This is a genomic window from Streptomyces sp. NPDC016677 (assembly GCF_055562815.1).
Window position 1 is genome coordinate 281,940 of sequence record NZ_JBVHEO010000005.1, and the last position, 16,998, is coordinate 298,937.

Below are 16,998 nucleotides of genomic sequence, written 5' to 3' on the forward strand. Positions count from 1 at the left end.
TGATGCCGCGTCTTTATTCGACTCATGGCAGGGGCGGATGGTTGCTCTGGGGCGGAGGAAGTGTCCGCATGATGGACGAGGCCCTTCATGCGTCCCTGTTGTATCTATCCTGTGGCCATGAGCATGGCCGTAAAGCAACCCCCCGCCGCCGACCGCGTCTACACACACGTCAAGCAAGGTGTCCTGGAGCGCCGTTACGAGGGCGGCACCCTGCTGACCGAGGGTGAACTGGCCGAGGCCACCGGGGTCTCACGCACCCCGGTGCGCGAGGCGCTGCTGCGGCTGGAGGTCGAGGGCCTGATCCGGCTCTACCCGAAGAAGGGCGCCCTCGTCCTGCCCGTCTCCGCGCAGGAGATCGCGGACGTGGTGGAGACCCGGCTGCTGGTCGAGGAGCACGCCGCCCGCAAGGCCGTACCGGCCTCGCCCGCGCTGCTGGAGCGGCTGGCCGAGCTGCTCGACGAGCACAAGGAGCGGGCCGCGGCCGGGGACTTCGCCGCCGCCGCCGTCGCCGACCGCTGCTTCCACGCCGAGATCGTCCGCAGCGGCGGCAACGAGATCCTCTCCCGCCTCTACGACCAGCTCCGCGACCGCCAGTTGCGGATGGGCGTCGCCGTCATGCACTCCCACCCCGACCGGATCGCCAAGACCATCGCCGAGCACCAGGAGATCCTCGACGCGCTGCGCGCCGGCGACGCGGAGGCGGCCGTCGGCGTCGTCGGCCGCCACGTCGGCTGGGTCTCCCACCTGGCCCGGGGGGAGGTCCGATGAGCAGCGCCGGCACCACGCTGCCCGGCGACCCTCCGGGCGGCCGGCGCGCGCTCGCCGTCTGGGGCGTCGGCGTCGCCGTCTACTTCGTGGCCGTCATCTTCCGCACGTCGCTGGGCGTCGCGGGACTGGACGCCGTCGAGCGCTTCCACGTGGGTGCCTCGGCGCTGTCCACCTTCTCCATACTCCAGCTGCTGGTCTACGCCGGCATGCAGATACCCGTCGGCCTGCTGGTCGACCGGCTCGGCACCAAGAAGGTGCTGGGCATCGGCGCGGTGCTGTTCACGCTGGGTCAGCTCGGCTTCGCCCTCTCCCCCTCCTACGGCACGGCGCTGGCCTCGCGGGCGCTGCTGGGCTGCGGTGACGCGCTGACCTTCATCAGCGTGCTGCGGCTCGGCACCCGCTGGTTCCCGGCCCGGCGCGGGCCGCTGGTCGCCCAGCTCGCCGGACTGGCCGGCATGGCCGGCAACCTGGTCTCCACCCTGGTCATCGCCCGTCTGCTGCACGGCATCGGCTGGACGGCGGCGTTCGCCGGCAGCGCGCTGGCCGGCGTGGTCGTCCTCGTCCTGTTGCTGCTCTTCCTCAAGGACCACCCCGACGGCCACGAGCCCGAGCCGTCGGCGCACCAGGGAGCGGCGTACGTACGCCGCCAGATCGCCGCCTCCTGGCGGGAGCCGGGGACCCGGCTGGGCCTGTGGGTGCACTTCACCACGCAGTTCCCGGCGATGGTGTTCCTGCTGCTGTGGGGCCTGCCGTTCCTGGTCGAGGCACAGGGCCTGACCCGCGCCACGGCCGGTGAACTGCTCACCCTCGTCGTGCTGTCGAACATGGTCGTCGGCCTGGTCTACGGCCAGATCATCGCCCGGCACCACCGGGCGCGGCTGCCGCTGGCGCTGGCGACCGTGGGCGCCACGGCGCTGCTGTGGGCGGCGACGCTCGCCTACCCGGCCGAGCACGCGCCGATGTGGCTGCTGATCGTGCTGTGCGTGGTGCTGGGCGCCTGCGGACCGGCCTCGATGATCGGCTTCGACTTCTCCCGCCCGGCCAACCCGCCGGAGCGTCAGGGCACCGCCTCCGGCATCACCAACATGGGCGGTTTCCTCGCCTCGATGACGACACTGCTGGCCATCGGCGTACTGCTGGACGCCACCGGCGACGACTACACGGTCGCCTTCTCGGCGGTGTTCGTGCTCCAGGCGCTGGGCGTCTCGCAGATCCTGCGGCTGCGCGGGCGGGCGGCGCGGCGGGAGCGGGAACGGCTGGTGGCCAGTCGGGTGTCGTCGGTGCACGTTCCCGTGTGACCGCGCGTGGCGGCACGGCCCGGCGGGGGCGGGCCCCGGTAGGAACGGGTCATGGACAAGGACATGGTCACGGACACGGACCCGGGCATGGACGCGGGCATGGACAACAAGGCCCTTGCCCGCCGGTTCCTGGAGGAGACGGCGGACCACGACCGCGGGCCCGTCTACGCCCGGCACTGCACCCCCGACTACGTCGAGCACGACCCGAACATGGCCCAGGAGTCGGTGGGCCTCGCCGAGGCCGCGCGGGTGTACCGGGAGCTGATGGCGGCCTTCGGCCTCACCCACCGGGCGCGGAGCGTGGTGGCCGAGGGCGACCTCGTCTGCGCCCGGTTCGTCGTGCGCGGCCGGCACACCGGCGCGTACCAGGGGAACCCGCCGAGCGGCGCGGCGTTCGAGGCGACCGGCCATGTCACGCTCCGCTTCGACGACGGGAAGATCGCCGAGAGCTGGTTCAACTGGGACCTGGCCGGAGCCCTGCGCCGGCTCGGCTCTCCCCCGGACACGGTCCTGTAGCCCCGGGAGCCGCGCGCGTCACCCGGTACCCGTGCGCGTCACCCGGTGGCGGTCGTCACGCGGTGGCGGTCGTCACTTGGTGACGGTGAAGTGCCGCAGGATCGCCGCCGTCAGCTCCGGGTCGCCCTCCGCCTTCACCCGGTCGGCCACCGCCTCCGGCGTCACCCGGCCGCAGGCCAGCCGGACGTACGTCTCCCAGTCGAGGGTCAGGGTGGCGACGGGGCCCAGCGCGGGGGCCGTCTCCAGGGTGCCGCGGCCCTGGATGTCGACGCGGATCGTGCGCAGGAACTCGACGGGGCCGTGCACGTCGAAGACGACGGCCGAACTGCGCGGCGCGTCCGCGTCCTCGGCGACGATCCGCGGCAGCTCGGCGAGCAGCACGTCACGGGCGACGTGCGCGCCGGGGGAGTCCAGGTCGCCGGGGTGCCCGAGGGCGGTGCGCAGGTCCTGCTCGTGCACCCACACCTCGAAGGCGTGCCGGCGCATCGACTCCTCCAGGGTCAGCTCGGCGCCGAGCGGGCCGCGCACCTTGGCGCCCGGGTCGCGCGACTCGTTGCGCAGCTGCCGGTTGCGCCGGATGATCATGTACTCCAGCTCGGAGGTCATCTCGGGCGCCGTGTGGTGCCGGCGGGCGTCGACCTGCATCTCCATGTAGCGCTGGTGGTCGTTGGTGACGTGGAACAGGTCGCGCGGGAGCGTGTGGATGGGACGCGGGTCGCCGAGCATCTCCGAGTCCAGGCCGATGACATGGGAGACGACATCGCGCACGGACCAGCCGGGGCACGGCGTACGGCGGTTCCACTCTGCTTCCACGAGCGGCTGCACCAGCTCGGATATCGCTTCGATGGAGTGAGTCCAGGCGTCGGCGTAGGGCTGGAGGGTGGGATGCAGACTCACGGAACGGGACCCCTCGGCGGTCGGTACAGGCGGTCGGTACAAGGTGGACGGGCGGCGGTCGGCGGGCGTCTTGGGAGGCTAAGTTACGCTGCTGTGCGGCACCCCGGCAGTGCTTTCGTGTGACGATCGTAGGCCCGTGTTGACGCCTCGAATGCCAGGGTGGTGCCCCACCGGGCGCCGGGCACCCGCTCAGCGGCCCCCTGCCGCTTCTCCTGCTCCTGCTCCCGCAGCCACTCCTGCAGCTGTCCCGCTGCCACTCCGCCGCTACTCCCGCCGCTACTCCTGCTCCTTCTCGCGTTCCTTCTCCCGTTCCTTCTCCGCCAGATGGATCACGCACACCGTCAGCGCGAGCAGCAGTGCCGGATCGGCGTCCTCGTGGACGACGTCGAGGCCGTAGGTGTCCCGGACGGTCAGCAGGCGGCGGGAGATCACGGCCAGCAGTTCGCCGTCGTACTCGATGGCGAACTCCCGGTCGACGATCTTGCCGCTGACGTCCAGCTCGTTGCCGTCGGCCAGGGCGACCCGGTAGTGGTTGCGCAGCAGTGACAGCCGCTTGCGCTTGATGGTGGCCAGCGGCTCACCGGCCCGTTCGAGCACCATGGTGTCGCGCAGCGCGAACATCTTCTGGTGGATGCCGATGAGCACCCGCCCCTGGGTGTCCTTCAGCTCCCAGGTGTCCCGCAGCCGCATCGCCTTGCCGTCGACGAGGAAGACCTTGTCGCCCCGGTCGTCCTCGATCCAGTAGTCGTCGCCGAAGCCGAGGAGCCGGTCGTACACGAGGAATCTCTTACGGGATGTCATACGGGGATCGCTTCCCCGATGGCCGGCCCGAAACGTCGGCGATGGGCCGACGGGCTGAGTCACGCCGGGCGGTCAGGCGCCGTAACCGTTGTGGTAGCCGTCGCGCGAGTGGGGCCGTTCCTCGACGACCGGGGTCGTCGGGGGCATCACGACGCGCCGCCTGCGGGCGATGCTGCTGAAGGTCGCGACACCGATCAGGCCGACGATCATGAAGATGACGCCGACCAGGTCGAGATTGACACCCTGCATGTCCCAGTCGGTCGCGAACGTGAGGATGGCTCCCACGGCGATGAGGATGATGCACCCGCCGAGGCCCATGACTGTCGCCTCCCTGTAGGTCCGGTCGGTTCCGGTCTTTCCGGTCGATCCGGTTCCGTTCGGTTACCCCGGGAGGCAACACCCATGCGGCGGCGGGCCGTTCTACGACCGGAGGAACGCCACCAGCGCGTTCGCCAGCAACTGCGGGTCGTCGGCGCCGCACAGCTCGCGGGCGCTGTGCATCGACAGGATGGCGGTGCCGATGTCGACGGTCCGGATGCCGTGCCGGGCGGCGGTGATCGGGCCGATCGTGGTGCCGCACGGCATGGAGTTGTTGGAGACGAACGACTGGAAGGGGACGCCGGCCTTCTCGCAGGCGGCGGCGAACACCGCGCGGCCCGAACCGTCCGTCGCGTACCGGTTGTTGACGTTGACCTTGAGGATCGGGCCGCCGTTGACGCGCGGGTGGTGGGTCGGGTCGTGCCGCTCGGCGTAGTTGGGGTGGACGGCGTGGCCGGTGTCGGAGGAGAGGCAGACGGTGCCGGCGAAGGCACGGGCCCGGTCCTCGAACGTGCCGCCGCGCGCCAGCACCGAGCGCTCCAGCACGGTGCCGAGCAGCGGCCCGTCCGCGCCGGTGTCCGACTGCGAGCCGGTCTCCTCGTGGTCGAAGGCGGCGAGGACCGGGATGTACGACAGTCCGCTCCCGTGCGCCGCCGCGGCGGCCAGCGCGGCCGTCCCGGCGTGCACGGACAGCAGGTTGTCCATGCGCGGCCCGGCGACCAGCTCCCGGTCGCGGCCCAGGTACGCCGGGGCCTCCACGGAGTGCGTCATCAGGTCCCAGCCGGTGACCGAGCCGGCTTCCAGGCCCGCTTCCTGCTCCAGGAAGGCGATGAGGTCGCCGTCGCCGACGGTGTCGGCCAGGCCCCACACGGGCTGGAGGTGGCGCTGCTTGTCGAGCTTGAGGCCGTCGGCGGTGACGTTGCGGTCCAGGTGGATGGCGAGCTGGGGGACGCGCAGCAGGGGCCGGTCGACGTTGACCAGCCGGGTCGAGCCGTCGCGCAGGCTGAGCCGGCCGGCCAGGCCCAGGTCGCGGTCGAGCCAGGAGTTCAGCAGCGGGCCGCCGTAGATCTCCACGGCGATCTGGCGCCAGCCGTGCGCCCCGGTGTCGGGCCGCGGCTTGACGCGCAGGTTGGGCGAGTCGGTGTGGGCGCCGACGATGCGGAAGGGGGTGTGCGGATCGGCGCCCTCGGGGACGTACCAGGCGATGATCGCGCCGCCGCGCAGGACGTACTTGCCGCCGCTCGCCGCGTCCCAGGCGTCCGTCTCCGCGACCTGCCTGAAGCCCGCCTTCTCCAGTCGCTGGGCGGCGTTCGCCACGGCGTGGTACGGCGTCGGGGACGCCGCGAGGAAGGACATCAGGTCATCGGTGTGGCCGCGGTCGAAGCGGGGGGGTTCGCTCATGGGGCCACCTTAACGACGGGGCGTTCACCCGCACGACGGGCGAGGGCCCGCTCCCGGTCGTCCACCGGGGGCGGGCCCTCGCCGAAGTACCGCTAGAACGCGGCCTCGTCCAGCTCCATCAGGTCCAGCTCGACGCCCTGGGCGACCTTGCGGGCCAGGGTGACGCCGGGCAGGACGTTCGCGGCGAAGAACTTCGCGGCGGCGATCTTGCCGGTGTAGAAGGACTTGTCCTTGGCGGACGCGGACGGCAGCTTCTCGGCGGCGATCGCGGCGCCCTTGAGCAGCAGGTAGCCGACGATCACGTCACCGGAGGCCATCAGCAGGCGGGTAGTGTTCAGCCCGACCTTGTAGATGTTCTTGACGTCCTGCTCGGTGGCGGCGAGGTCGGTGAGCATCTGGCCGACGATCGCCTCCAGTTCGACGGCGGCCTTGGCGAGGTGCTCGCGGGCGGCGGCCAGTTCGTCGCCGCCGGTGCCGAGGGCGAGGAACTTCTTGATGTCCTCGGCGAGCGAGTTCAGCGCGGCGCCCTGGTTGCGGACGATCTTCCGGAAGAAGTAGTCCTGCCCCTGGATCGCCGTGGTGCCCTCGTACAGGGTGTCGATCTTGGCGTCGCGGATGTACTGCTCGACCGGGTACTCCTGGAGGAACCCGGAGCCGCCGAAGGTCTGGAGCGACTGGGCGAGCTGCTCGTACGCCTTCTCCGAGCCGTAGCCCTTGACGATCGGCAGCAGCAGGTCGTTGAGGGCGTGGTCGGCGGAGGCGTCCTCGCCGTTGGCCTCCTTGACCTGGATGGTGTCCTGCACGGCCGCGGTGTACATCACCAGGGCGCGCATGCCCTCGGCGTACGCCTTCTGCGTCATCAGCGAGCGGCGGACGTCGGGGTGGTGGGTGATGGTGACCTTGGGCGCGGTCTTGTCCATGAAGTTGGCCAGGTCGGGGCCCTGGACGCGCTCCTTGGCGTACTCCAGCGCGTTGAGGTAGCCCGTCGACAGGGTGGAGATGGCCTTCGTGCCGACCATCATGCGGGCGAACTCGATGATGCGGAACATCTGGCGGATGCCGTCGTGCTTGTCGCCGATCAGCCAGCCCTTGGCGGGGTGGCGGTCGCCGAAGGTCATCTCGCAGGTGTTGGAGACCTTCAGGCCCATCTTGTGCTCGACGTTGGTGGCGTAGACGCCGTTGCGCTCGCCCAGCTCGCCGGTCTCGACGTCGAACTCGTACTTCGGCACGAGGAAGAGGGACAGGCCCTTGGTGCCGGGGCCGGCGCCCTCGGGGCGGGCGAGGACGTAGTGGAGGATGTTCTCCGACATGTCGTGCTCGCCGGACGTGATGAACCGCTTCACGCCCTCGATGTGCCAGGAGCCGTCCTCCTGCTGGACGGCCTTGGTGCGGCCGGCGCCGACGTCCGAGCCCGCGTCCGGCTCGGTGAGCACCATGGTCGAGCCCCACTGCCGCTCGACGGCGATCTTCGCGATCCGCTTCTGGACCTCATTGCCCTCGTCGAAGAGGATGCCCGCGAAGGCCGGGCCGGAGGAGTACATCCACACGGCCGGGTTGGCGCCCAGGACCAGCTCCGCGTAGGCCCAGATCAGGGAGCGCGGGGAGGTGGTGCCGCCGATCTCCTCGGGCAGGCCCAGGCGCCAGTACTCGGAGTCCATGAAGGCCTGGTAGCTCTTCTTGAAGGACGCCGGGACCGGGGCGGTGTTCGTCTCGGGGTCGAAGACCGGCGGGTTGCGGTCGGCGTCCTCGAAGGACGCGGCCAGCTCGTTCTCGGAGAGGCGGGTCAGCTCCTCCAGGACGCTCTTGGCGGTGTCGACGTCCATCTCCCCGAACGGACCGGTGCCGTACACCTCGTCGCGTCCCAGCACTTCGAAGAGGTTGAACTCGATGTCGCGGAGATTCGGTTTGTAGTGCCCCATGACTGAGCTCCGTTGCGAGATCGGCGAGGCACTGACTCCTCGCGCCTGTTCCACGTGAAACCAGCCATGTACCGGCTGGTAGCTACGATGATGCTACCCGTCGGTAATAAGTCGCAACCCCGACCGCTCCATCTGTGACCCTTCACTCGCTAGGCTTTGGGCCATGTACGGCTACGACCAGACCGCGGGCCCGCAGCAGCAGTACGCCCCGCCGCAGCAGCCGATGTCCGGCGGATACGGGCAGCAGCCGCCGCTCTACCCCGAGCCGTCCCCGCCCTCGCTCGCGGACGCGGTGCGGGCCTTCACCACCGGGCAGCTGGCCGCCGAGGACTTCCAGCAGGTCTTCGCGACCTCCAAGGTCTACTGCCCGCGCGGCGACAACCCCGGCTTCCTCGCCCTGCACAACACCCAGCAGCCGGTGATCCCGATGTTCACCACGCTCAAGGAGCTGCGCCGGTACGCGGGCAAGGAGTCCAAGTACTTCGTGATCACGGGCGCCGAGGTGCTCGACCTGCTGCCGACCGGGTACGGGTTCGTCCTCGACATGGAGGGGGAGCACCGGATGGTCTTCGACGCCAAGGCTGTCGAACAGATGGTCGATTTTGCGATGCGGCGGATGTACGGCTGAGACCGGCCGCGTATACCGGTGGAGCCCGGAGGGAATGCCCTCCGGGCTCTCGCCGTTCTGGGGTAGCAAGAAGTTCAACGCTCAACTAAAGTGGAACGCACGCCGCCCAAGGAGGTCGACATGCCTGCCGTGACCGTCGAGAACCCGCTCATGCTCCCCCGCGTGACCGCGCCCGCGGACGCGGTGGCGCGCCCCGTGCTCACCGTCACGACCGCGCCCAGCGGTTTCGAGGGCGAGGGCTTCCCGGTGCGCCGCGCGTTCGCCGGGATCAACTACCGCCACCTCGACCCGTTCATCATGATGGACCAGATGGGCGAGGTGGAGTACGCGCCCGGAGAGCCCAAGGGCACCCCCTGGCACCCGCACCGCGGCTTCGAGACCGTCACCTACATCATCGACGGCATCTTCGACCACCAGGACAGCCACGGCGGTGGCGGCACCATCACCAACGGCGACACCCAGTGGATGACGGCGGGCAGCGGCCTGCTGCACATCGAGGCGCCGCCGGAGTCCCTCGTCCTGTCCGGCGGCCTCTTCCACGGGCTCCAGCTGTGGGTGAACCTGCCGGCCAAGGACAAGATGATGGCCCCGAAGTACCAGGACATCCGCGGCGGCAGCGTGGCCCTGCTCGCCTCCCCGGACGGCGGCGCGCTGGTCCGGGTCATCGCCGGTGAGCTGGACGGCCACCAGGGGCCCGGCTCCACCTTCACGCCGATCACCATGATCCACGCGACGCTCGCGCCGGGCGCCGAACTGACCCTGCCCTGGCGCGAGGACTTCAACGGCCTCGCGTACGTCCTCGCCGGGCGCGGCTCGGCCGGCGCCGAGCGCCGGCCGCTGCACACCGGGCAGGCCGCCGTCTTCGGCGCCGGCTCCTCGCTCACCGTGCGGGCCGACGAGAAGCAGGACGGGAACACCCCCGACCTGGAGGTCGTCCTGCTCGGCGGGCGGCCCATCCGGGAGCCCATGGTCCACTACGGCCCGTTCGTGATGAACACCCGCGACGAGCTGCAGCAGGCCTTCGAGGACTTCCAGAAGGGGCGGCTGGGGAGCGTGCCGGCGGTGCACGGGATGTCGGAGACGGGGCCGGAGGCCTGACGCGTGGCCGGCTGACGGTACGTCACCCGGGCGGGCCGTCCTGACGGGACGGCCCGCTTCGCGCGTGGTCGGCTGGGGGAGTGCAGCTGCTTCCCGTCCCGGTCCGTCGGTTCGCCGCCTGGTGCGCCGTCCTCCTGCTCGCCGCCGGGGTCGGCTACCTCGGCGTCCGGCTCTGCGTGGAGCTGCGGACCGCCGTGGTCCCCGCGCTGCTCGCGCTGCTCGGGACCGCGCTGCTGCGCCCGCTGTACCGGCGGCTGGTGGCGGCGCGTGTGCAGCGGTCGCTGGCCGCGGGGCTCACCTGTGTGGCCGTGGTCGCGGTGGCCGGCGGGGCCGTGTACATCGTGGTCGCCGCGCTCGTCGACAGCGGCGACCAGATCGTCGCGTCGCTGCGGACCGCCGCGCGGGACCTCGCCGACCACTTCGGGGCGGCCGGCACCTCGCTGGACGACCTGGCCTCCAACGCCCGGGAGCTGCTGGGCAAGTTCGGCGGGACGGCCGCCTCGGGGGTGATCAGCGGGGTCAGCGTGGTCGGGGAGACCGTCGCCATGGCCGTACTGGCGCTGCTGCTGGTCTTCTTCTTCCTGCGGGACTCCGACCGGGCCGTGGGCACCGTGCGCGCGCTGGTGCCGCACAGCGGCGGGGACATGGTGGAGGCGATGGCCCGGCGGGCCTTCGGGGCCGTCGAGGGGTTCATGCGGGGGACCACGATCATCGCTCTGATCGACGCGGTCTGCATCACCGTGGGACTGCTGGTGCTGCGCGTCCCCGGGGCCCTGGGGCTCGGGGCGCTGGTCTTCGTCGGCGCGTACATTCCCTACCTCGGCGCGTTCATCTCCGGCGCGGTGGCGGTGCTGGTCGCGCTCGCCGACCGGGGGTTCGTCATCGCGCTGTGGGCGCTCGGCGTGGTGGTCGCCGTGCAGCTGCTGGAGGGGCACGTGCTCCAGCCGGTGGTGCAGAGCCGTACCGTGCGGATGCATCCGGCGGTGGTGCTGCTGGCGCTGACCGCGGGGGCCTCGGTCGCGGGCATCCTCGGGATGCTGCTGGCGGTGCCGCTGACCGCCGCCGGGGTCGGCATCGTGCACGAGGTGCAGAACCGCTACGCGGAGACCGGCCCGGCCGCCGGCACCGCGGACTCGTAGAGGTCGAACCAGATGCTCTTGCCGTCGCCGCGCGGGGTGACGCCCCACTCGTCGGCGAGCATCTCGATCAGCATCAGGCCCCGCCCGGAGGACGCCATCTCGCCCGGACTGCGCTTGTGCGGCAGGTCGTGGCCGGCGTCGGTGACCTCGACCCGGATGCGGCGGCCGCCGGGATCGCCGGTGACCTCGGCGACCATCAGCGCGTCGGCGTCGGTGTGCACCAGGACGTTGGTCAGCGTCTCGGAGAGCAGCAGCACCGCGGAGTCCTTCTGGTCCTCGCTGGGCCAGTCGTACAGCAGGTCGCGCAGATGCCGGCGCGCGGTGCCGATCCGCTCCGGCTCGGCCTGCGCGACCGTGAGCATCGTGCGGCGGCCCGGCGGACGGGGGCGGGCCGCGTCGCCGCAGTTGTCGTCCTTTCCCGACCGGCAGAGCATCAGGAAGGCGATGTCGTCCTCCCGGCGGTCGGCGAGCGGGCCGGTGGTGTGGTGGGAGGACGGCCCGTGGACGGCCTGGACCATCGCGTCGGCCAGTTCCTCCAGGCCGCTGGCGCGGTGTTCCTCCAGGACGGCGCGCAGCCGCAGCCAGCCGGACTCCAGGTCGTGGCCGCCGGTCTCCAGCACCCCGTCGGTGATCAGCATCAGCGTCTCGCCGGGCTCCAGCGCGAACCGCGTGGTGGGGTAGTCGCTGTCCGGGTCGACGCCCAGCGGCAGCCCGCCGGCCGTGGCCCGGACCAGCACCGTCCCGTCCGCCATCCGCATCCCCGGGTCGAGGTGGCCGGCGCGGGCGGTCTCCAGGGTCCCGGTGGCGGGGTCGACCTCGACGTAGAGGCAGGTGGCGAAGCGGGTGTCGCCGGGGTCGTCGGCGGTCTGGGTGAGCCCGTGGAAGAAACGGGAGGCGCGGGAGAGCACCGCGTCGGGACGGTGGCCCTCGGAGGCGTAGGCGCGCAGGGCGATGCGCAGCTGGCCCATCAGCCCCGCGGCCCGTACGTCATGCCCCTGTACGTCGCCGATGACCAGGGCGAGACGGCCGTGGGGCAGCGGGATCACGTCGTACCAGTCGCCGCCCACCTGGAGTCCGCCGCCGGTGGGGACGTAGCGGGCGGTGATCCGCACGCCCGGGATCTGCGGGCCCACCGCGGGGAGCATGGAGCGCTGGAGCCCGTCGGTCAGCTCCCGCTGGGTCTCGTCCGCGCTCGCCCGGGACAGCGCCTGCGCCATCATCCGGGCCACGGTGGTCAGCACCGACCGCTCGTCCGGGGTGAAGGTGACCGGGTAGGAGAAGGCGGCCATCCAGGCGCCCATCGTGCGGCCCGCCACGGTCAGCGGCAGGAACGCCCAGGAGTGCCGGTGGAAGGACTTGGCCAGCGGCCAGGTGAGCGGGTAGCGGGCGGCGTACTCCTCGGGGGAGGAGAGGTAGACGGCGCGGCCGGTGCGGACCACCTCGGCGGCCGGGTAGTCGGTCTCCAGCGCCATCCGGGCGAACGGGCTGTCCTGGCGCTCCGGCTGGGTGCGGTGGCCGATGATGACCAGCTCGTCGCCCTCGACGCCGAAGACGGCCAGCCCGTCCGGCGAGAACCCCGGCATCGACAGCCCCGCCGCGACCCGCAGCACCTCCTCCGTCGACCGCGCCTCGGCCAGTGCCCGGCCCGCGTCCAGCAGGAACGCCTCGCGGGAGCGGCGCCAGTCACCGGTGACCGCGCCGCTCCCTGCGGCGGTGCCCGGCGACGGCTCGGTGACCTCCTGGAGGGTGCCGACCACGCGGTAGGTCTTGCTCCCGGGGTCGAAGGAGGGCTTGGAGCGGCTGCGGGCCACCCGGACGACCCGGCCCTGTTCGTCCACGATCCGGACGCGGACCTCGGCGACCGTGCCCTCGGTGGCGGCGAGCCGGACGACGCCGATGATCTCGTTCCAGTCGACCGGGTGCAGCCGGGAGCGGACCTCGGCCTGCTGGAGGCTGACCTGGCGGGCGGGCAGCCCGAGCAGCCGTGCCGCCTCGGCGTCGACCGTGACGAGCCCGGTGGCCGTGTCCCAGTGCCACAGGCCGGTCGCGAGGGCGGCCAGGACGTCCCCCACAGCGGGCAGGGGCTCACCAGTGCGCATTGCTCCACTCTATGGAGAGGTGATCGCAGGGTGCCACCGGTCGGGGTGACGGCCGCGGTGGAGCCAATGGGGAGGAAGTGGGGACCGGCCGCCCGGTACGCTGGGGTTGTTTCACGTGAAACACCCACAGTGAGACAGCCACCCCGATCCGCGAAGACTGGATGAACGACGATGCATCGGTACAGGTCCCACACCTGCGGCGAGCTCCGCGCCTCTGACGTCGGCAGCGACGTCCGGCTGAGCGGCTGGCTGCACAATCGGCGCGACCTGGGCGGCATCCTCTTCATCGATCTGCGCGATCACTACGGCATCACCCAGCTCGTCGCCCGTCCGGGCACGGACGCGTACGAGGCGCTGGACAAGCTGACCAAGGAGTCGACCGTCCGGGTGGACGGCAAGGTCGTCTCGCGCGGTGCCGAGAACGTCAACCCGGACCTGCCCACCGGTGAGGTCGAGGTCGAGGTGGGCGAGGTCGAGCTGCTCGGCGCCGCCCAGCCGCTGCCGTTCACCATCAACACCGAGGACGGGGTGAACGAGGAGCGGCGCCTGGAGTACCGCTTCCTGGACCTGCGCCGTGAGCGCATGCACCGCAACATCATGCTGCGTACGTCGGTGATCTCCTCGATCCGCAGCAAGATGGTCGCCCTCGGCTTCAACGAGATGGCGACGCCGATCCTGACCGCCACCTCCCCCGAGGGCGCCCGCGACTTCGTCGTCCCCTCCCGGCTGCACGCGGGCCGCTTCTACGCGCTGCCCCAGGCGCCGCAGCAGTTCAAGCAGCTGCTGATGATCTCGGGCTTCGACCGCTACTTCCAGATCGCGCCCTGCTTCCGCGACGAGGACGCCCGCGCCGACCGCTCGCCGGGCGAGTTCTACCAGCTCGACGTCGAGATGAGCTTCGTCGAGCAGGAGGACGTCTTCCAGCCGATCGAGAAGCTGATGACGGAGCTGTTCACGGAGTTCGGCGGCGGCCGTGAGGTGACCTCTCCCTTCCCGCGCATCCCGTTCCGCGAGGCGATGCTCAAGTACGGCTCCGACAAGCCGGACCTGCGCGCCAAGCTGGAGCTGGTGGACATCACCGACATCTTCGAGGGCTCGGAGTTCAAGGCCTTCGCCGGCAAGCACGTGCGCGCGCTGCCGGTGCCGGACGTCTCCGGTCAGCCGCGCAAGTTCTTCGACCAGCTCGGTGACTACGCCGTCTCCCAGGGCGCCAAGGGGCTGGCCTGGGTGCGGGTGGGCGAGGACGGTTCGCTGACCGGCCCGATCGCCAAGTTCCTGACGGAGGAGAACGTCGCGGAGCTGACCAAGCGGCTGTCGCTGGCCGCCGGGCACGCGGTGTTCTTCGGCGCGGGCGAGTTCGACGAGGTCTCCAAGATCATGGGCGCGGTGCGGGTCGAGGCCGCCAAGCGCGCCGGGCACTTCGAGGAGAACGTCTTCCGGTTCTGCTGGATCGTGGACTTCCCGATGTACGAGAAGGACGAGGAGACGGGGAAGATCGACTTTTCCCACAACCCGTTCTCGATGCCGCAGGGCGGCATGGAGGCATTGGAGTCCCAGGACCCGCTGGACATCCTGGCCTGGCAGTACGACATCGTCTGCAACGGCGTGGAGCTGTCCTCCGGCGCGATCCGGAACCACGAGCCGGACATCATGCTGAAGGCGTTCGAGATCGCCGGTTACGACGCGGAGACCGTGGAGCGCGAGTTCGCCGGCATGCTGCGCGCGCTGCGCTTCGGCGCCCCGCCGCACGGTGGCATCGCCCCCGGCGTCGACCGCATCGTCATGCTGCTGGCCGACGAGCCCAACATCCGCGAGACCATCGCCTTCCCGCTCAACGGCAACGCCCAGGACCTGATGATGGGCGCCCCGACGGAGCTGGACGAGTCCCGGCTCAGGGAGCTGCACCTGTCGGTGCGCAAGCCGCAGCCGAAGTAGGCGCCCGAGCCGCGCCGAAGCAGGCGCCGGTACGAGAAAGGGGCCCGGGACGACTGTCCCGGGCCCCTTTCGTCATAGCCGTCGTGTCTCAGTCCTTCGTGCCGCCGCCCAGCTTGCGGGTGCGGCGGCGCAGGGCCGGGCCGAGGCGGACCAGGAGGCGCTTGTCGATGCCGGTGACCCTGCGGTCGACGGCGGCCAGGGACTTGCGGGTGGCGGCGAGTTCCGCGGCGAGGGCGTCCAGCTGCTTCGCCGTCGCCTCCGCGCGCTTGTCGGCCGCGGCCAGCTTGGCGCGCAGGTCCTTGTTCTCCTTGGCCTGCTTGCGGGCCTGCTCTCGGGTCCGCTCGCCGGCCGCGGTGATCTGCTCGCGCAGACGGCTGAAGCGGTAGCGCAGCTGTCCGTCGTCCGAGCCGTCCCAGACCGGCAGGGAGGCGGGCAGGTCGAGAGAGGCCATCCGCGTCTCGAAGGCGGCGCCGCCGTCGCCGTGCGTGTAGGTGTTCTTCAGGTCGTTGCGGTCCAGGAAGGCGACGATCCGCTCGAAGCGTTCGCCGTGGCCCTTGAGCATCGCGGAGAAGTCGGCGTTCTCGTACAGGTCGCGCGGGTCGGTGTCGGCGGGCAGGTCCGCCAGCGACCGGTGCGGGATGTCGAAGTACCGGCACAGCTCCAGGGTGCGCGAGTCATGGGTGAGGACGACGCTGGGGGTGCCGGCGAGCAGGGCGGCGACGTTGCCGTGGATGCGGGTGCCGTAGGCGAAGTCGTAGTCCCGCAGTTCCTTGATCCAGGTCGCCGGGTCCAGGGGCATGCGCACCTTGTTCTCACGCAGCAGGGGGTGGGTGAGGTGGCGCGGGAAGGGGTCGGTGACGCCTGACTCGGGGGTGGTGTCGCCCCAGAGCAGCAGTTCGGCGTCGTCGGTGTTCTGGGCGTAGTACGTGAGGTGCGGGTAGTGCTCCCAGGCGTGCCGGGCGATGCCGGCGATGTCGCCGACGGGTATCGCGTCCGGCGAGAGGTTGACGGCGACGCGGGAGGCGGCGGTCAGCTCGGCGGTCCGGATCTCCGGGAACGTGGCGCCGTACAGGAACATCGACGGGCAGCCGATGATGTCGACGTCCTTGAAGCCCAGGCCGTTCAGATAGCCGGCGGTCAGTTCGCCGCGGACGCCGATGGAGGCGGACCGTTCCAGGACGGCGGCGGCGAAGCGCTTGACGGAGGCCGCCATCGGGTCGAGCCAGCCGGTGTCGTAGTCGTCGGGGGCCTGGGCGCCGACGCCGAAGACCACCACCGGGATGGTGAGCTGCTCGATGAGGGTGGAGAGCCGGTCCAGCGAGGCGTGGAAGCTCGGGCGGAAGGCGTTGGCGAGCGGTACGACGAACACGTCGTACCGCTCGTTGATCTCCGCGGCGCGGCGGGCCGAGGGGTCGGTGCGGATGCCGTTGGAGGTCACCTCGGTGTCCGGTGCCGAGAGCATCTTGTGGGCGGAGTCGCTGAACAGCAGGTTGCCGGTGTTGGTGCCGATCAGATCCTGCTGGATGAACTCCGTCGGGGTGGCCACGCGGAACGGGCTTTTCCCGGAGCGGATGAGGATGCGCTTCACGACGGTCCCTCGGTACGCGGGCGGACTCGGCTGCGTACCGGTCGGCGCGACCGCGACGCACACCCGTGCGGGGGATGTGTGTTCGATATGACCGCACATCCACCGGACGGGTGAGCAAACCTTATACGTCGGGTGAATGAGGCGTGAAGCGGTGGTGGTGGCCCGGAAACCGGCGAGGGGTCCTAGCCGGCCACGAACTGGGTCAGGATCGCCTGGACCTCGTAGATGTCGACGCCCTTGGTGAAGGTCTTCTGGAGGGGCGCGGGGGTGCCGGAGAGCCAGATCTTCAGCTCGGCGTCGAGGTCGAAGTGGCCGGCCGTCTCGACGGAGAAGTGGGTGATGCTGCGGTACGGGACGGAGTGGTACTCCGTCTTCTTGCCGGTGATGCCCTGCTTGTCGATCAGGATCAGGCGGCGGTCGGTGAAGAGGATGGTGTCGCGGATCAGGAGGTACGCGGCGTGCACCTGCTCGCCGTGGCCCAGGAGGCGCGCGTACTCCTGGGCCGCCTGCGCCGGGTTGATGCTGTGGGCGTTGCCGAAGAGTGCCATGAGATCTGTCCCTCAGATGAGCCGCGGCGACGGCCGGGCGGCCCG

The 16,998-nt window shown here is 71.0% G+C and carries 15 protein-coding genes; 7 read left to right on the forward strand and 8 right to left on the reverse strand.

Going from position 1 to position 16,998, the window contains the following annotated elements:
• Nucleotides 1-117 precede the first annotated feature (117 nt).
• From ACZ3IG_RS17450 to ACZ3IG_RS17460, 3 genes are read left to right on the forward strand one after another with little or no spacing between them, the layout of a single operon-like run.
• A complete protein-coding gene (locus tag ACZ3IG_RS17450; RefSeq protein ID WP_467432844.1) occupies nucleotides 118-768 on the forward strand; it encodes a GntR family transcriptional regulator in 651 nt (216 codons plus the stop codon).
• On the forward strand, nucleotides 765-2,066 hold the full coding sequence (locus tag ACZ3IG_RS17455; RefSeq protein WP_467432846.1) for an MFS transporter: 1,302 nt from the start codon (nucleotides 765-767) through the stop codon (nucleotides 2,064-2,066). The genes ACZ3IG_RS17450 and ACZ3IG_RS17455 overlap by 4 nt, the downstream gene beginning before the upstream one ends.
• Nucleotides 2,067-2,117: 51 nt before the next feature.
• A complete protein-coding gene (locus tag ACZ3IG_RS17460) occupies nucleotides 2,118-2,582 on the forward strand; it encodes an ester cyclase (protein WP_467432848.1) in 465 nt (154 codons plus the stop codon).
• Between the two features lie 72 nt (nucleotides 2,583-2,654).
• On the opposite strand, the gene ACZ3IG_RS17465 is transcribed toward ACZ3IG_RS17460, so the two are convergent.
• The 5 genes from ACZ3IG_RS17465 to ACZ3IG_RS17485 all read right to left on the reverse strand — a co-directional run bounded on the left by ACZ3IG_RS17465 (nucleotide 2,655) and on the right by ACZ3IG_RS17485 (nucleotide 7,918).
• Entirely contained in the window at nucleotides 2,655-3,479 is an 825-nt protein-coding gene (locus tag ACZ3IG_RS17465; RefSeq protein WP_467432850.1) for a maleylpyruvate isomerase family mycothiol-dependent enzyme, read from the reverse strand.
• A 276-nt stretch (nucleotides 3,480-3,755) separates the two neighbouring features.
• Nucleotides 3,756-4,280, reverse strand: coding sequence for an LURP-one-related/scramblase family protein (locus tag ACZ3IG_RS17470; protein WP_467432853.1), 525 nt, complete (start codon nucleotides 4,278-4,280; stop codon nucleotides 3,756-3,758).
• A gap of 72 nt (nucleotides 4,281-4,352) precedes the next feature.
• Nucleotides 4,353-4,598 carry a DUF6458 family protein gene (locus tag ACZ3IG_RS17475; protein WP_467432854.1) on the reverse strand — a complete coding sequence of 82 codons (246 nt, stop codon included), beginning with the start codon at nucleotides 4,596-4,598 and terminating at the stop codon, nucleotides 4,353-4,355.
• Between the two features lie 102 nt (nucleotides 4,599-4,700).
• Entirely contained in the window at nucleotides 4,701-5,999 is a 1,299-nt protein-coding gene (locus ACZ3IG_RS17480; RefSeq protein WP_467432856.1) for a M18 family aminopeptidase, read from the reverse strand.
• Nucleotides 6,000-6,091: 92 nt separating this feature from the next.
• Complete coding sequence (locus tag ACZ3IG_RS17485) at nucleotides 6,092-7,918, reverse strand: acyl-CoA dehydrogenase (protein ID WP_467432858.1); 1,827 nt, start codon at nucleotides 7,916-7,918, stop codon at nucleotides 6,092-6,094.
• Nucleotides 7,919-8,081: 163 nt separating this feature from the next.
• Here ACZ3IG_RS17485 and ACZ3IG_RS17490 point away from each other — a divergent pair, with 163 nt between their 5' ends.
• The 3 genes from ACZ3IG_RS17490 to ACZ3IG_RS17500 all read left to right on the forward strand — a co-directional run bounded on the left by ACZ3IG_RS17490 (nucleotide 8,082) and on the right by ACZ3IG_RS17500 (nucleotide 10,783).
• A complete protein-coding gene (locus ACZ3IG_RS17490) occupies nucleotides 8,082-8,546 on the forward strand; it encodes an SseB family protein (RefSeq protein WP_215167805.1) in 465 nt (154 codons plus the stop codon).
• 120 nt (nucleotides 8,547-8,666) lie between these two features.
• Nucleotides 8,667-9,644: a pirin family protein gene (locus tag ACZ3IG_RS17495; RefSeq protein WP_467432860.1), complete on the forward strand. Its 978-nt coding sequence runs from the start codon at nucleotides 8,667-8,669 to the stop codon at nucleotides 9,642-9,644.
• An 80-nt stretch (nucleotides 9,645-9,724) separates the two neighbouring features.
• Nucleotides 9,725-10,783, forward strand: coding sequence for an AI-2E family transporter (locus ACZ3IG_RS17500; RefSeq protein WP_467432861.1), 1,059 nt, complete (start codon nucleotides 9,725-9,727; stop codon nucleotides 10,781-10,783).
• Here the strand turns inward: ACZ3IG_RS17500 and ACZ3IG_RS17505 are convergent.
• On the reverse strand, nucleotides 10,741-12,882 hold the full coding sequence (locus ACZ3IG_RS17505) for a SpoIIE family protein phosphatase (protein ID WP_467432864.1): 2,142 nt from the start codon (nucleotides 12,880-12,882) through the stop codon (nucleotides 10,741-10,743). The two genes, ACZ3IG_RS17500 and ACZ3IG_RS17505, sit on opposite strands and share 43 nt — an antisense overlap.
• 171 nt (nucleotides 12,883-13,053) lie before the next feature.
• Between ACZ3IG_RS17505 and aspS the strand changes: the two genes are divergently transcribed.
• The gene (gene aspS / locus ACZ3IG_RS17510; protein WP_467432865.1) at nucleotides 13,054-14,817 is read left to right on the forward strand and encodes an aspartate--tRNA ligase; all 1,764 of its coding nucleotides are present in this window, start codon (nucleotides 13,054-13,056) and stop codon (nucleotides 14,815-14,817) included.
• Nucleotides 14,818-14,905: 88 nt separating this feature from the next.
• Here aspS and ACZ3IG_RS17515 read toward each other — a convergent pair whose 3' ends face one another.
• Entirely contained in the window at nucleotides 14,906-16,405 is a 1,500-nt protein-coding gene (locus ACZ3IG_RS17515; RefSeq protein WP_467432867.1) for a polysaccharide pyruvyl transferase family protein, read from the reverse strand.
• 182 nt (nucleotides 16,406-16,587) lie between these two features.
• The gene (locus ACZ3IG_RS17520; protein WP_467432869.1) at nucleotides 16,588-16,953 is read right to left on the reverse strand and encodes a PH domain-containing protein; all 366 of its coding nucleotides are present in this window, start codon (nucleotides 16,951-16,953) and stop codon (nucleotides 16,588-16,590) included.
• Between the last annotated feature and the right edge of the window lie 45 nt (nucleotides 16,954-16,998).